The sequence below is a fragment of the Paenibacillus sp. LC231 genome (genome assembly GCF_001860525.1).
In the GTDB taxonomy this organism is placed as follows: domain Bacteria; phylum Bacillota; class Bacilli; order Paenibacillales; family Paenibacillaceae; genus Paenibacillus_AQ.
Map to the genome: position 1 here is coordinate 581133 of NZ_JFOM01000015.1, position 14678 is coordinate 595810.

The 14678-nt window shown below is 49.9% G+C and carries 15 protein-coding genes and 1 riboswitch; of the genes, 9 read left to right on the top strand and 6 right to left on the bottom strand.

From position 1 onward, the window contains the following. The first annotated feature begins 5 nt into the window (after positions 1 to 5). Positions 6 to 692: a copper homeostasis protein CutC gene (locus tag AK95_RS12775; RefSeq protein WP_071220320.1), complete on the top strand. Its 687-nt coding sequence runs from the start codon at positions 6 to 8 to the stop codon at positions 690 to 692. A gap of 35 nt (positions 693 to 727) precedes the next feature. Then, positions 728 to 1681 (top strand): ROK family protein, encoded by a 954-nt coding sequence (locus AK95_RS12780; RefSeq protein WP_071220321.1) that lies wholly within the window; start codon positions 728 to 730, stop codon positions 1679 to 1681. A 394-nt stretch (positions 1682 to 2075) separates the two neighbouring features. Here AK95_RS12780 and AK95_RS12785 read toward each other — a convergent pair whose 3' ends face one another. Next, positions 2076 to 2603, bottom strand: coding sequence for a hypothetical protein (locus AK95_RS12785; protein ID WP_071220322.1), 528 nt, complete (start codon positions 2601 to 2603; stop codon positions 2076 to 2078). Between the two features lie 259 nt (positions 2604 to 2862). Further along, positions 2863 to 2993, top strand: a riboswitch (cyclic di-AMP (ydaO/yuaA leader). A gap of 3 nt (positions 2994 to 2996) precedes the next feature. On the opposite strand from AK95_RS12785, the gene AK95_RS12790 reads away from it, so the two are divergent. After that, positions 2997 to 3473, top strand: coding sequence for a C40 family peptidase (locus AK95_RS12790; RefSeq protein ID WP_071220323.1), 477 nt, complete (start codon positions 2997 to 2999; stop codon positions 3471 to 3473). Positions 3474 to 3699: 226 nt separating this feature from the next. On the opposite strand, the gene AK95_RS12795 is transcribed toward AK95_RS12790, so the two are convergent. After that, positions 3700 to 4974, bottom strand: a complete 1275-nt coding sequence (locus AK95_RS12795) for a stalk domain-containing protein (protein ID WP_071220324.1) — start codon at positions 4972 to 4974, stop codon at positions 3700 to 3702. Between the two features lie 228 nt (positions 4975 to 5202). Here AK95_RS12795 and AK95_RS12800 point away from each other — a divergent pair, with 228 nt between their 5' ends. Then, positions 5203 to 5592 carry a 2Fe-2S iron-sulfur cluster-binding protein gene (locus AK95_RS12800; protein WP_083397606.1) on the top strand — a complete coding sequence of 130 codons (390 nt, stop codon included), beginning with the start codon at positions 5203 to 5205 and terminating at the stop codon, positions 5590 to 5592. Positions 5593 to 5686: 94 nt separating this feature from the next. Here the strand turns inward: AK95_RS12800 and AK95_RS12805 are convergent, their stop codons facing one another. Then, entirely contained in the window at positions 5687 to 6544 is an 858-nt protein-coding gene (locus AK95_RS12805) for an AraC family transcriptional regulator (protein WP_071220325.1), read from the bottom strand. Between the two features lie 203 nt (positions 6545 to 6747). Here AK95_RS12805 and AK95_RS12810 point away from each other — a divergent pair, with 203 nt between their 5' ends. The 4 genes from AK95_RS12810 (at position 6748) to fucU (ending at position 11318) form a co-directional block, all read left to right on the top strand. After that, positions 6748 to 8541, top strand: a complete 1794-nt coding sequence (locus AK95_RS12810; RefSeq protein WP_071220326.1) for an L-fucose isomerase — start codon at positions 6748 to 6750, stop codon at positions 8539 to 8541. A 24-nt stretch (positions 8542 to 8565) separates the two neighbouring features. Beyond that, positions 8566 to 9225, top strand: coding sequence for a class II aldolase/adducin family protein (locus AK95_RS12815; RefSeq protein ID WP_071220327.1), 660 nt, complete (start codon positions 8566 to 8568; stop codon positions 9223 to 9225). A gap of 72 nt (positions 9226 to 9297) precedes the next feature. Next, the gene (locus AK95_RS12820; RefSeq protein ID WP_071220328.1) at positions 9298 to 10842 is read left to right on the top strand and encodes a rhamnulokinase; all 1545 of its coding nucleotides are present in this window, start codon (positions 9298 to 9300) and stop codon (positions 10840 to 10842) included. A gap of 47 nt (positions 10843 to 10889) precedes the next feature. After that, on the top strand, positions 10890 to 11318 hold the full coding sequence (fucU, locus tag AK95_RS12825) for an L-fucose mutarotase (RefSeq protein WP_071220329.1): 429 nt from the start codon (positions 10890 to 10892) through the stop codon (positions 11316 to 11318). A 331-nt stretch (positions 11319 to 11649) separates the two neighbouring features. On the opposite strand, the gene AK95_RS12830 is transcribed toward fucU, so the two are convergent. From AK95_RS12830 to AK95_RS34765, 3 genes are all read right to left on the bottom strand, one after another. Further along, entirely contained in the window at positions 11650 to 11961 is a 312-nt protein-coding gene (locus AK95_RS12830) for a YbjQ family protein (protein WP_071220330.1), read from the bottom strand. Positions 11962 to 12219: 258 nt separating this feature from the next. Continuing rightward, positions 12220 to 12942: a type II toxin-antitoxin system prevent-host-death family antitoxin gene (locus AK95_RS12835; protein WP_071220331.1), complete on the bottom strand. Its 723-nt coding sequence runs from the start codon at positions 12940 to 12942 to the stop codon at positions 12220 to 12222. Between the two features lie 252 nt (positions 12943 to 13194). Next, the gene (locus tag AK95_RS34765) at positions 13195 to 13758 is read right to left on the bottom strand and encodes a DUF4183 domain-containing protein (protein WP_083397607.1); all 564 of its coding nucleotides are present in this window, start codon (positions 13756 to 13758) and stop codon (positions 13195 to 13197) included. 459 nt (positions 13759 to 14217) lie between these two features. Between AK95_RS34765 and AK95_RS12850 the strand changes: the two genes are divergently transcribed. Beyond that, positions 14218 to 14631: a DUF4183 domain-containing protein gene (locus AK95_RS12850; RefSeq protein ID WP_071220334.1), complete on the top strand. Its 414-nt coding sequence runs from the start codon at positions 14218 to 14220 to the stop codon at positions 14629 to 14631. The last annotated feature ends 47 nt before the right edge of the window (positions 14632 to 14678 follow it).

Below are 14678 nucleotides of genomic sequence, written 5' to 3' on the forward strand. Positions count from 1 at the left end.
CGATGATGCTGCTTGAAATAATCGCAACATGCGTGGATGATGCCATCACAGCAGAGCAGAATGGCGCGGACCGCCTGGAATTGATCACGGCGATCACCGAAGGCGGGCTTACGCCGGGAATCGGGCTTGTAGAAGAGGTTGTGAAAGCCGTTCAGATTCCTGTTCATGTCATGGTCAGACCTCATAGCAGATCCTTTGTGTACAACGAACATGATATAGCTACCATGATCGCGGAGGTGAAGGCGATCCGCAAGGCAGGCGCAGCTGGCGTAGTAATCGGCATGTTGACTCCGGAAGGAAAGATTGACGAGGTCTCCTTAGTCAAAATGCTGGAATGGACAGGGGATATGCAGGTCACGTTCCACCGGGCTTTTGATGAATTGGAGGATCAGTTCGAAGGGCTTCGTACATTGCAGAAATACCGGTCGGTTACCCGCGTCTTAACGTCTGGCGGACCGCAGTCTGCACCGCAAGCCATCCCGAGAATTCGGGAGCTCGTAGAACATACGGCAGGAAGCGAGCTTAAAATATTGGCAGGCAATGGCCTGAAGTGGGAAATCATACATGATTTTATCGACCAGACCGGCGTGAGCGAGGTGCATTTCGGCTCCGCTGTCCGGTATGGCCGATCAGGGCTGAAGCCCATTGATCCGGTTGAGCTGCGATCATTGGCTGACAGCTTACATCAATAGAAGTAGCAAACCTATCGGAAACAGGTGAACAAAAATTGCAAACCGTATTGAATAAACAGCAAGAATTTGTGGTTGGCGTTGACCTTGGGGGTACGAAGATCGCGGCAGCGCTCTTTGATTCCGAAGGACAGCTGCTGAACCGGGAGCAAATGGAGACGGCAGGCGCCCGTACGGCCGAAGAAGTGGTTACGAGAATTACGAATATGATTCGCAGCGTCTCGGGCGGCCAATCGCTCCGAGGGATTGGCATGGCTTCGCCGGGAACGGTTAACAGCCGGGAGGGCATTGTCATTCACGGGACGAATCTGCCGCAATGGACGAATGTTCCCCTCAAAGCATGGATGGAACGTGAGCTGCATACGGAAGTTCAGGTGCTGAATGATGCTAATGCAGCCGCATGGGGAGAGTATGTAAGAGGTGCTGGAAGAGGGGCGACGAACATGGTGTACGTGACGCTGAGCACCGGTATCGGCTCAGGCATCGTGCTGGATGGGAAGCTGTTCCTGGGCAGCAGTTCCTTTGCTGGGGAACTGGGACACCATATCATTGATCCCAGCGGTCCGCAGTGCAATTGCGGCAGCCACGGCTGTTGGGAGGTATTTGCTTCTGGAACAGCCATCGGACTCGCAGCATCCCAGCGAATGCTTACCCAGCCAAGTGTCATCTCAGAACTGGCTGCAGCTGATGCGGGAGTGAACGCCAAGCATGTATTCGAGGCCAAACGTCTTCAAGACCCCGTTGCAGTGGAGGTCATTGATCGTGCCATCTATTACATGGCGCTTGGACTGGTTAACGTCATTCACAGCTTTAACCCGGATCGCATCGTCATTGGCGGGGGTGTGAGCAGAGCAGGTGAGCTGTTGTTCCCGCAGCTGCGGGAAATGACGGATAAGCTGGTCATGCCGTCCTATTTAGGGACGTACGAGATCGTTCCTGCAGGACTTCGGGACGATGTTGGTCTGGTTGGAGCTGCGGCTTTGTTCCAGTAGCATAGGCCTGAAGAGAATGATACGAATAGGATCAATGATAAATAGATACCAGAAAGAGCGCTCGGAATGACGACGTAGTATCAAGTTACCTAGCTAAAGAGAAATCAACAAAAGCCGCCCTTCTGAGGGCGGCTTTCCAATTATTTATAGAGAGAGCGGGAAACGGAGCGATCATTTATTTGCGTCATAAGTCCGTAACAAGTAACAAGTGATAGGCGTGAACCGTAAACCGTCATCCGTTTGCGCTGGAGTCGATTTTTTTGGTTTCTGGTTAGGTTTGTTTGTATCCGACAAACAATAAACGGTTGCTCGCACTTTCCCGCCCGCCGGCGGAAACCGCCGGCTCCAAACCCGCACGTGGGGTGACCTGCAGGCTTGGAGCCGGCGGCTGTCGCTATTCCATGTACTTGGATGCGTCAAACGTAATCAGAGACGTATGATTGGCATGCTCAATCAGCGAAGAGAGCTTGGTTACCTCGCGTTCCTTCTTGCGGGCTTGCGCCTGATATGCCTCCGGATCATATAAGGCGACGTTGAACAGCGTTATGGCACCGTCTCCGCTGCCACGGCTGCTCTGGCGCTCCAGCTTCTTGCGGGAGCCGAGATGGGCAAGCTGTCCGATATCGCTGCGTATTTGTTTGGCCAGCTCGATCGCTTCCATGATCGTAATGTCGGAGCCGTTCCAGGGAATAGTCTGCGTGGTATTGGAGATTGCCATCAGCAAATCCAGCTTCCTATAATCCGCTGCGGCCGCTTCGATTTCTTCCGTAATGGCATCCACGCTGCGCGTAGGGTATTCCGCCGTCTCCCCTTTTTCAATGATCGTGCTGCTATTGTTCAAGCGTTCCGACATCAACTGATTGATGAGACGGTTAATTGCTGCCCGGACAGCTAGTGCTTCTGCCATCGTTATTTGACTCATAAGTGAAGGATCACCTCTTTAATTTCATTTCTATTATGTAAACGTAAAGATTTGTAAAAAGTTGCTAGATTAATAAAAAAAGCAGCGCGAGAAGAAAAACAGAGTTACATAATTGTCATGACTGAGTGAGAGGGTTAACTAATATCCGACCGAAATTCTTCATCTTTACGACAGCTCCGAACATAAAACGATAGATTTTTAGGATATGATTGACAGCATCCTTGCTTGTATACTATATTAAGAGAAGGTTACAAAACGTTAATGAATTTTGCCGAATTTCGTTTGTGAAAACGGGGGAACCGTCTTGGGTGAATTACTCTTGTATAGAGAGTATAGGGAACCTTCAACCGAACCCTTAGCTAACTCCGTAGGCATCGAAGGAGAGAACATATTTTGAAGAAGTTTGTCATCACCTTGCTAGGGTCTGCAATTATTTTTTCTTCTGGTGCCGTTTCAGCATTTGCTGATCAACAACCGAATTTTCAGTATCAAGTGAAGCAATTGGTAGGAACTCCATACAAATGGGGCGGAACAACTACCAGCGGGTTTGATTGCTCCGGATTTATACTGTACATGTTTAGAAATTTCGATATTGATCTTCCGCGCACTTCCCAAAGCCAGGCTAAAGCGGGCGAACATGTGGATCGTGAAGATCTGCGGGTTGGAGATTTGGTATTCTTCAATACAAGCGGTAGCGGAATTTCCCATGCAGGCGTTTACATTGGTGACGGACAATTTGCACATGCTTCCAGCAGCAAGGGAGTCAGAATCAGCAAGCTTAGCGATTCCTATTACGAGCCGCGTTATGTCACGGCACGTCGTGTTTTGAGTCAAGAAAACTATGCGAAGCTGGTAGGAAGCGCAAGCTAATTGGATAACGCAGCCATTTAGGGTACGATACATAACCAGAAAGCCTGACAAAGGGATGACCTTGTCAGGCTTTCTTTTTTTAGATATTGGAAAGTATAAACTTCGAAGCTTGTGACTTTCTGATATCGCAAGAAAAACTTCTACTAACTGCGGTCTGTCATCTGTGAAAGTACCTCGATAGACGTTTTTCTTACTATAAGTCGATCATCCCACAAGGGGTGTTCGGTTACTCCTTAACAACAGAGGCATTCACGGCAGCTTCCATTCCATTGTTATAGAGGCGGAACAAGCCTAGGCGCCAGAAAGCAGCACCTTTCAGGTCATAACGTTTGGCCAAGCCGAGTTTATCGTCCACGGAAGTGGCGGTTTCGCTGCTTAAACTGATGCCAAGCAAGAGCTTCTGCTTCGGGACGCCTGCTTGGAGTGCCAACTGAATCGCTTGGTCCACGAGACTGTTCGGTTCGGGAACCTGAGATTTGGTTCCGACCGGATTGTACTGATAAGCCATAACAATCAAGTCATCAGCGATGGAGGCCAGCGTCTTGTAATCATATCCTTTATAAGCGCTGTTCAATGGCGGCACCGCTAAAGACAGGGCAACGTCATTCGGCAATGCCACTTTCAATTGCTTGACGTAATCATTGAGCAGCTTCTGCTGCTTCACGGCATCCAGTTTAAATCCGAGCCCTTCAAAATCAAGCACAACTCCGCCGAATCCGTTCTCCGCTACCGCGGCTGTGATGCCTTCAATGGACTTTTGGCGCAAACTGCTGTCGCTCAAGACTTTGGTTAATTCGCCGTTTCCATCCAAGGCATAGACCATGAGGTACGGTTTAATCTCCTGGTCTGCAGCATCGGCAACAATTGATTGCGGCGTAACGTCGCCGGCCGAAGCGGGAAGGCGGTACTCATCCCCTTGAAGCGTGAACTGACCCTCGCGATCGATACGGCTCCAGCCAAAGGCGACAGAATTCATGGATTCCACGAGATCCCGTTCTTGGAACGATTGTAATGCATAGAAAGCTCTCAAATGCATGTCGCGCTGCGGCGATACCAGGGAGACTGTACGAGTCGCCTGGTTCCAGCCCACATCAACGCCGAATTGGCTGCTGAACGAGCTGAGCGGGATCAGCACACGGCCTTCCTTTTGGACTGGCGGAGCTGCAAGCTTCACTTTTTTACCGTTGACGGTTGCGTTCGTGCTCCCCACTTGAAGTAATACTTCGGTCGATTGGCCTTTCACGCTGCCAATGGCCTTCACGGTTTGCGTCTTGCTATTCCACGTGATTTGAATGCCCAGTGCTTCTCCAACCGTCCGGAATGGAACGTAGGTGACCCCTCTGTCAACCCGCGGAGCCGCATCGAAGGTTAGCGTAACGTCATCCAGCTTTACCGATATGGCAGGCTCTGCATGTACCTGGCTAACATGGGGGGTGGTGCCGAGCAGGGATAAGGCAAGAACGGCAGCAGCAGCTGTTTTTCCTATTTGTTTGTGCAGCATGCTTATGTATTTCCTCCGATCCATTAAAATAATAGAATGATTTCATAGAATATGGAATTGGGTCTAGCATACGTTAGTATAGCAAAATTTTCATAGAGTTCCAATTCCATGATGTCAATGTCATAGAATCGATAAGAGTAAGCATGTTGAATTTTTAAACTTTCCAGTATAATAAATGAAGGATTTGATACATAACCTGATGATGACATGCATAGGGGGATAATACGGGTGTTTAAATTCTGGAAGAAGAAAAAGGGCGGGGATAGCGGAGACAAAGCCTCGATCCCTGCAGCGGAAGAGATGATGGAAGCCGTACCGGATCCGATCATTGAACTTGCAGGCCGTGAGGTTCGCCGCAGCGTGGCGCCTGTTCTTGGCATGACGGTGCTTGATCTGGCCGAGCGGAATGAGGTGGACTGGAACTCTTTTTGCAAAAGAGGAACTTGTGCGCGCTGCCGCTGCATGGTGGTGGAGGGAATCGAATATTTGTCCGAGCCCAGTCTGGCCGAAGAGCGGCGCCTGGATCCAGAAGAAATCGAAGAAGGCTACCGACTGGGATGCCAGAGCAAGATCGAAGCTGTCGGTCCCATCAAAATCAAGCATGCCCCATACTTTTGACGACATCGAAGGCAGATTGCCGTTCATATTTAAAAAGCAGGCAGCCGTACCACAACGGCTGCCTGCTTTGCGGGAAAGATAAAATTGCAATCCCTTACTCCGTACCCAGTTTGCTCTGTTCCCGGAACGAGCTCGGCGTTTGACCGGTAATTTTTTTGAATAACATCGAGAAGTACTTATCATTGCCGTAACCGACTTGTGAAGCAACCTCATGTACCGGCATTTCGGAATCCGCCAGCAGGCGCTTGGCCTCTTCAATCCGGCGGGATATCAAGTAATTGAAGGGGGAATCTCCGACTTCTTTTTTGAACAGATGGGATAAATAATGCTGACTGACATACATGGTATCGGCAATGTCCTTGAGACTGATGCTCTGGGTATAGTTGGTGTCGATAAAGTGTTTGGTCCGCAGCGCGATTTCGTTCTTGCCCTTCAAGGACTGGAATTGGTGTTTAACGTCCACAATGCGATAGATTACGGTAATCAATGACATCAGCAGGTTGGTGCTCAGCGTTTCATACCCCAGCACCTGCGAATCGCATTCACGGAGGATCTCGGAAAGATAGCTCTCCACTTTATAGGCGTATTTCTCACAGGATATGACTGGCTCCACATAGGCCGGGAGCAGCATTCCCTGGGGAACCCCTTCAATGTGAAGCGAATCCACGCCGCAGTAGATCACCTTGAAAGGTCCGTCCGTGATGGATCTTTCCTCATGAGGAATGCCGGGGTTATATATCGCGACATCGCCCTTGTGGAGTTCGTATATTTTTCCTGCAATCGTGAATTCTCCGCATCCTTCTACAACATAGATGATCTCGCAGAAATCATGAATTTGTGGCGGTCCATAAAAGAAGTCCTCGTCCACGACCTGCCCGGCAAAGAGCAGCTCCGGATTTTTGATGAAGCGGAAATGATCGCTTTTGCTATGCGAGATTTCAATCTTTGGCACGGTCTTGTCCCTCCTGGAAAGCAACATCCTCTACCTATTATAATGCAAAACGCCCTTTCATGCGGAAATCGTTTACATCTGCTATTCGGGATGGTTCACTGTCTTGCTGAAATTAGGATCCGATATAACAAAATAGTGGGTTATCTCTTGCACCGAATCATCTTACAATGATGTCATAATCCTTATAGGGAGGCGTGACATACATGACAATTGAAAACGATTACAGATGGCGGGACGGATTTCCGAGAATCGGGATTCGCCCTACGATAGATGGAAGACGGAGAGGGGTTCGCGAATCTCTCGAGGAACAGACCATGAATCTGGCAAAGGCCGTCGCCGAGATGTTGACGAAGGAGCTCAAATATCCGAACGGCGAGCCGGTTGAATGCGTGATTGCGGATACGTGCATTGGTGGAGTGGCCGAAGCGACTGCAGCCGCCAAAAAATTCAAAAATGCCGAAGTCGGCCTAACCATAACCGTTACGCCTTGCTGGTGTTACGGCACCGAGACGATGGATGTCGATCCTTCGCGTCCAAAGGCGGTATGGGGCTTTAACGGAACAGGGCGTCCAGGCGCGGTTTACCTGGCTGCCGTACTGTCGGCCCATGCCCAGAAGGGGCTTCCTGCATTCGGCATCTATGGCGAAGACGTTCAGGATGAAGGGGATACCCGTATTCCGGACGACGTTCAAGAGAAACTTCTGCGTTTTGCACGGAGCGGTTTGGCTGCAGCGTACATGCGCGGACAATCGTATTTGTCCATGGGCTCGGTGTCGATGGGTATCGCCGGCTCGATCGTGGACGACAGCTTCTTCCAGGAGTATCTGGGCATGCGGAACGAATATGTAGATATGAGCGAGTTTACGCGCCGCTTGGAAGAGGGCATCTATGATCCTGAAGAATATGAACAGGCGCTTGCTTGGGTGAAGGAGAACTGTACGGAAGGACCGGATAACAATCCGGATCATCTCCAGAACAGCCGGGAGCGCAAAGATCTGGAGTGGGAAACCGTCGTCAAAATGACGCTGATCACCCGCGATTTGATGATCGGTAATCCGCGCCTGAAGGAGCTTGGCTTTGAAGAGGAGGCGCAGGGCCACAGCGCTATCGCTTCCGGATTCCAAGGTCAGCGGCAGTGGACGGATCATTCCCCTAACGGTGACTTCCTGGAGACGATCCTCAACTCCTCCTTCGATTGGAACGGCAGACGTTCGCCGTATATCGTGGCAACCGAGAATGACAGCCTGAACGGAGTCGGCATGCTGTTCGGATACCTGTTAACCAATACGGCACAGATTTTCGCGGATGTGCGTACTTACTGGAGTCCGGCTTCGGTAGAACGGGTTACCGGCTATAAGCTTGAAGGAAAAGCAGAGAATGGCATCCTGCATCTGATCAATTCCGGCTCGGCTGCACTGGATGGAACGGGTGAGCAGGAGATTGACGGCAAACCGGCAATGAAGCCATTCTGGGAGATCACGGATGAAGAGGTCGAACGCACGCTGAAGGCCACGCAGTGGAGACCGGCTAACTTGGAGTATTTCCGGGGCGGCGGTTACTCGACCGACTACTTGACGCGCGGCGGCATGCCGATGACGATGTTCCGTCTTAACCTGGTAAAAGGGCTTGGTCCCGTGCTGCAAATTGCCGAAGGCTATTCCTTGGATCTGCCGGCGGAGGTACACGACACGCTCGACAAGCGTACAGACCCGACATGGCCAACGACCTGGTTTGTGCCGAACCTTACGGGACAGGGTGCGTTTTCAAGCGTTTATGAGGTCATGAACCAGTGGGGCGCTAACCATGGCGTAATCAGTTACGGACATATCGGAGCGGATCTCATCACCCTAGCCTCGGTCCTGCGTATTCCGGTCAACATGCATAATGTGCCAGCCCAAGAGGTGTTCCGCCCACGCGCATGGGGAATGTTCGGAACGACCGATCCGGAGAGCGCAGACTTCCGCGCTTGTCAGAATTTCGGCCCTCTATATAAATAAGGTTAACGAGAGGAGTAGGAGAACATGCTGAACATGGAAACGAGAAATGAACTCTGCAAGTATGCCAAAAAAATCGTCGACAGCGGACTCGTTGTAGGACCGGGAGGAAACATCAGCGCGAGAGCCGGAGACAAAATGTATTTGTCCCCGAGCGGTTTTGCGCTGGAGGAGATTGAACCGGAGCAATGGATCGAAGTCGATATCCCGACCGGCGATATTACCGATATAGGATTACGGCCTTCGTCCGAAGTGCTGATGCACCTGTATGGTTACCGGAGCAACCCCGATATCGGGGCGATGGTGCATACACATCCATCCCACTGCATTGCCTTTACGCTAGTTGAGAGGGAGCTGCCTGTGATGTTTCCGGACCAGGCGGCATTGGTTGGACGTACGGCATACATCCCTTACATCATTCCTACGACAGATTTGCTGGCAGATGCCGTCGCGGAGAAAGTAACGACGGCCAGTTCCATCCTGCTTGGTAACCATGGACTGGTTACAACCGGCCGGAATCTGCGTGAAGCGTATTACCGAACCCAGGTAGTTGAGGAGAGCGCCAAAATTTATCTGAGCGCTAAGGCTGCCGGCACACCGGTGCCGCTGACAGATCAGGAAGTGGATGATATCGCTGCGCTGGAGAGCGAAGATTATCGTATTCAGCTCCTGCAGAAGATGAAATAGAAAGATTGTGGGTCAGATCCGGTTGTTCAAACTCGGATCGGTATAGTACTAAGGTGAGAAAGGATGCGGCTTATGAGCAATTCATCCGCGGTGCTTGCGTTTGACTTGGGGGCCAGCAGCGGCCGGGCGCTGCTGGGCGAGATCAGCTCTGCTGATCATGAATCGCCCGGCATGCTGAAGATTACCGAGATTCACCGCTTTGCCAATATACCCGTCCAGATGGGACAGCATTTGCACTGGAATTTCCCGATGCTGCTGCAGGAGGTTAAGCATGGCATCCGTAAAGCGTTCCAAGCCGGCTATCAACCGGTTAGTTATGGCATCGATTCATGGGGCGTCGATTATGGACTGATTGACCGTAACGGGGAGCTCATCGGAGTTCCTTATCATTACCGGGATCTGCGGACGGAAGGCATGGTGGAGGAAACCTGCGAGCAGGTCGGGAGAGAACGTCTGTTTCAAGAAAGCGGACTGCAATTCATGCCGTTTAACACGATCTTCCAGTTAAATGCGATGCTCAAGTCAAACTCTCCGATGCTTGATATTGCAGATAAGTTCCTACTCACTCCGGATCTTCTGAACTATTATCTGACGGGGGTCCAGGCGTGCGAGTTCACCATGGCCACCACGACTCAGCTCTATCATGTTACAGAAGGCAAGTGGAATGAGCCCTTAATGGAGGAGCTGGGGCTTTCCGCATCCCTGTTCATTGAACCCGTACAACCGGGAACCGTGATTGGAAGGCTGCAGGATGCCGTGGCGCAAGAGCTGGGCGTTCCGGCGATTAAAGCGATTGCCGTGGCATCACATGATACGGAATCCGCCGTGGTAGCCGTTCCTGCAAACACCTTCCGATTTGCCTATCTTGTATGCGGTACCTGGTCGCTTCTCGGAACCGAGCTTCCGGAGCCGCTTGTCCATACGGACGTGCTGGAAGAAGACTTCTCCAATGAGGGTGGAGCTTATCAAACCTTTCAATTGCTGAAGAATATCATGGGTCTTTGGATTCTTCAGGAGTGCAAGCGTCAATGGGAGAATCAAGGATTGACGTATTCATTTGCAGAGCTGGTCGAACTTGCTCAGGACGCGGAATCGTTCCGCAGCTTCATAAACCCGGATGACCTGCGCTTCATGAATCCGGCGGATATGCCGGCTGAAATCCGGGATTATTGCCGGGAGACAGGGCAGCCCATTCCTCATAGCACCGGAGAGTATGTCCAGTGCATACTGCAAAGCTTGGCTATGAGATACCGGGAAGTGCTTGAGCGAATGGAGGTTCTGACAGGGTACCATTACGATGGGCTCCATATGGTTGGCGGCGGCATTCAAAACGAGCTGTTGTGCTGTTATACGGCCAATGCCATGGGCCGAACAGTGTGGGCCGGACCGATTGAGGCAAGTGCCATCGGGAATATGCTGGTTCAATTTGTGGCGAACGGCACATTGCGCAATCGGGAAGAGGGAGTGGAACTCGTCAAGCGGTCTTTTCCGCTTGCCTGGTACGAGCCTGAGTCCAACGAGGATTGGGAGGCAGCATTCCAGCATTACAAGTCATTGTCGAACAACAGCAGATACAACCGTAAGGTTAAGGAAATCTTAGAGAATGACGTCTCCTAACATATCCAAGCCTTATATCCAAATTCGATAGAGAAGGATGTCATATCATGCTAAAAGGCATATCTCATGTGCTCTCGCCTGAGCTGTTGAAGATTCTGATGGAGATGGGGCACGCGGATGAAATTGTGCTCGGCGATGCCAATTTTCCGGCAGCCAGTCATACACAGCGGTTGGTCCGGGCAGACGGACACGGAATTCCTGCGTTATTAAACGCGATATTGCCGTTATTTCCGCTCGATACGTATGTTGAGTCCCCGGTAGCGCTGATGGCTGTGACGCCAGGGGATACCGTAGAAACTCCGATCTGGAATGAATACCGTGAGATCGTGAAGCAGTTTCATCCCGTTCCCGTCCAGTTTGATGAGGTAGAGCGATTCTCGTTCTATGAGCGGGCGAAGAATGCTTATGCCATCGTGTCGACCGGCGAAAAAGCGCTGTACGCAAATATTATCCTCAAAAAGGGCGTAGTCGTTTAGAATAATTGATTCAATAGTTAAAGATAAGATCGCTGCGGCGGTCTTTTTTTCGGTTTCAGTTTGGGCTTTCATTAATATTGCTTCATTAATGACGCTTTCCAGACGGACCATGGACAAAACCATGACATGAAAGGGCTACAAAAAGAAGAGACAACCTGAGATCGACAAACAATCGAAAGATTTGCTGATACCTACATTCCAGCCATTTTGGTTATGTTTACAACACTGATTCAGGTACTTAGGTGATGGCACCATAAAGACAAACAGGCAGCCGGTTAGACCGGCTGCCTAGGAACTTCAAGAATTTCAAGAACTTTCAGAAAACTACCGGTTATACCACCACTGCTGTTCCGCTGACGGCCACCATCAGCATTCCCTCACGAATGACCTCATAGTCGATGTCCACCGCTACAATAGCGTTGGCCCCCATTCGCTCAGCCTTGTCTTTCATCTCGGTAAACGCTACATCCCTTGCTTCCTGCAGCTTGTTCTCGTAGGCACCAGAGCGCCCACCAACAAAATCGGTAATGGAGGCCATAAAGTCCCTCACTACATTAGCGCCCATAATGACTTCGCCGTTCACAATGCCGATATACCTTTTAACCGGGTAACCTTCAATGGTAGATGTCGTTTTAATAATCATTTGATCTTCCTTCTTTCAAATAATTTTTAAATGCGTTTACGAAATAAAAGCACCTTTCACCTGATGCTGATGCTGATTTGGATTGCAGTACTAGGAAGTATACGATCATCTACCAGCGTGAGTGCTTTCTTTTAGTACGCCGACAGAAGAGGATTGGTTTCATGAATGGGCGTAAGAAGATAATTATAAGATGGAAAATGCTTATTGAAGTTGCAAAACAGGTGGTCGAATAGGCGGTTGTTTCCTAATATATAGTAGTCACGCAAACAAATCTTGCATTGAAACCTGTAAGCCTGGATAAAGTTTGGATTCCGCAAAAGAGTCTTGGGCTTGGGAGAAGTAGTTCACATCCGCGATCTCGCCGTCGGACAAGGAAAAGAGGATAACTTGAGCTTTCATCGGATCAACGATCCAATACTCTTTTACGCCGCACTGTCGGTATAGATCAAGCTTCGGAATCATGTCCTTGCTGCGCGTAGACGGAGACAACACCTCGATGACGAGGTCAGGCGTACCCATATAATTCCCCTTCTCATTGATTTGATCTTTATCGCATATGACGACCAGATCCGGTTGCACGACACAGATATTTGTCTCCTCCTTCTTCAATGTAATATCAAGGGGAGAAGTCAGTGGTGTACAGGGTTTTCCTTTAAACCAATTGTAAAATGTGCCATGCAGTTCATTAACTGCATGTTGGTGGTTGTATGAAGGGGAAGCCATGTTATACACGACTCCGTCGATCAGCTCGTGGCGCTGTTCCGAGCCTTCGGTTAGTTCCAGGAAATCCTCGTAAGTGACTTTGTCATTGTCGGCTGTATACTTCACAGCCCCTTCTCTCAGGACAAGTTCTGTGCCAGCATAGACTATTAATTTGGCAACATCTTTGCCGTTTCTCGTCACGATGATTTCCTCGCCTGCCTCAGTAAACTTAAGATACTTTCCGAAATTGTTTTGCATATCGGTGGAAGGGACTCTCATAAAATTCACCTCGGTTTAGCTAATTTTATTATATCATAGCTAAATATAAGGTGCGTTTCAATTAAAATAGCTAATTTATTAGTATAATTAATGTGCTGACTTGGGTGAAACCCGGCTACATGAAATCGTTCGAAAGTACATCAAGCTGGAAATGACAAGCTGCCCAGACATATAACTTACTTATTTCAATGACAAAATATATTACAGCTCACACCCCGCTGCCCGGCTGCAGCGGGGAGCTTTGCTCACCGTTCAAGCCCCCACCTGAACGGTGAGATACAAAACCTCCAGCAAGATCGGTGTGCCGGGCAGGAGCATATCACCGGGAGAATGCAAGGTTAGTGCTTCCGGCGTGAGGGTGTAGATTCGGCCTTCCTGAATCATGCCGTTGATATAAACCGTTGAGGAGGTATTCGGACCGACCGCAATGCTCTGAAATGTATGATTTCCGTCATCATCCGTAAATTGATCAGCAGATACGACAAAGGGAGCATCCAGATTAACCTCGGACATCAATACATAAAAGTACCGAAGCGTGGTCGGCAGTACAATGATCTCCGGCACGATTACGCTTCCGGGTAATCCTTGGATGCCCTGTGGACCAGGGGGACCGGGAGGACCCGGAGGACCTTGAGAACCTGGGATGCCCTGCACCCCGGGAATGCCTTGAATCCCCGGAAAACCAGGCAGCCCTTGGGGACCCGTCTGACCCGGAATGCCAGATGCTCCGGCGGGGCCCGGTAGACCTGGCGCGCCTGGAGGCCCTTGAATGCCAGGATCACCTTGCAGACTTGGATTACTTGGCTGTCCAGGCAATCCAGGTAATTCAGGTAATCCTTTAGAGCTCCTTATCGGTTGTGTTTCCGACCATTCAGATGGAATGATGGCCGGATAATCGGATCTGGTCTTGCGCGGTCGGAACCTTTTTCTATTGCTAGGTGATACGACACGTTTACATTGGCGCTTCTTGAGGTTTCTGTGTTTGTGATGCCTAGAGGATTTTATTATTGGAGACCGCTTCCGTTTAATCACGGGAGTTTTCAGTCTTATCACCGCCCCGGATGAATGTATGTACTTAGTTTATGTCATCGGTGGGGGAGTCGAGTGGACATATATCCTTTGCTTACGGATATATTGACCGGATCATACGTCATTCTCTCATTTATTTTTGCTTGAATAGGGAGAATGCCGGGATCAAAACTTAAAAACTATCATTTAATGATAATATGGCAAAGAGTCATAGTTGCAACATCCCTAATTAGGAGGAGTGATGATATGCCCGTTATTAAACCTATCATTACCGCTATCGCAACGGTTCCCGTTGCAACTGGCGGAACGATCACCACAACGGTAACGCCAGCGGTAACCCGTTATTTTGCACTGATCGCCGAGGGTATGATTGGAGCAGACTCGATTACCATGCCGGCAACGAGTTTTGTCGATGATGCCGAAGCAGCCGTGACAGCATTCCCCGCGTTGACAGGTTCAGAATACTTTAATGTGTATATCAACGGCATGCTTCAACAACTTTCCTTATCGACATTAACAACTGCCAGCTTGGTGCTCGATACGACGGATGTTCCGGTGGGCATACCGGTGTTATTGGAAATCGCCAGTTTCACGAACACAGCATCCGCTATCACGACACAGCCGACGATATCAGCGCCGGTCATTACGATCATAAGTTAATCGTCAAGGAAAGGGTTGCCCTGATCAATAAGATTAGGGCAATCTTT

Bases quoted from the DNA above. Each gene is read 5' to 3' on its own strand.
- AK95_RS12775 (WP_071220320.1), top strand. From the start codon at position 6: ATGCTGCTTGAAATAATCGCAACATGCGTGGATGATGCCATCACAGCA.
- AK95_RS12785 (WP_071220322.1), bottom strand. From the start codon at position 2,603: ATGAGTCAAATAACGATGGCAGAAGCACTAGCTGTCCGGGCAGCAATT.
- AK95_RS12795 (WP_071220324.1), bottom strand. From the start codon at position 4,974: ATGCTGCACAAACAAATAGGAAAAACAGCTGCTGCTGCCGTTCTTGCC.
- AK95_RS12810 (WP_071220326.1), top strand. From the start codon at position 6,748: ATGACAATTGAAAACGATTACAGATGGCGGGACGGATTTCCGAGAATC.
- AK95_RS12815 (WP_071220327.1), top strand. From the start codon at position 8,566: ATGCTGAACATGGAAACGAGAAATGAACTCTGCAAGTATGCCAAAAAA.
- AK95_RS12820 (WP_071220328.1), top strand. From the start codon at position 9,298: ATGAGCAATTCATCCGCGGTGCTTGCGTTTGACTTGGGGGCCAGCAGC.
- fucU (WP_071220329.1), top strand. From the start codon at position 10,890: ATGCTAAAAGGCATATCTCATGTGCTCTCGCCTGAGCTGTTGAAGATT.
- AK95_RS12830 (WP_071220330.1), bottom strand. From the start codon at position 11,961: ATGATTATTAAAACGACATCTACCATTGAAGGTTACCCGGTTAAAAGG.
- AK95_RS12835 (WP_071220331.1), bottom strand. From the start codon at position 12,942: ATGAGAGTCCCTTCCACCGATATGCAAAACAATTTCGGAAAGTATCTT.
- AK95_RS12850 (WP_071220334.1), top strand. From the start codon at position 14,218: ATGCCCGTTATTAAACCTATCATTACCGCTATCGCAACGGTTCCCGTT.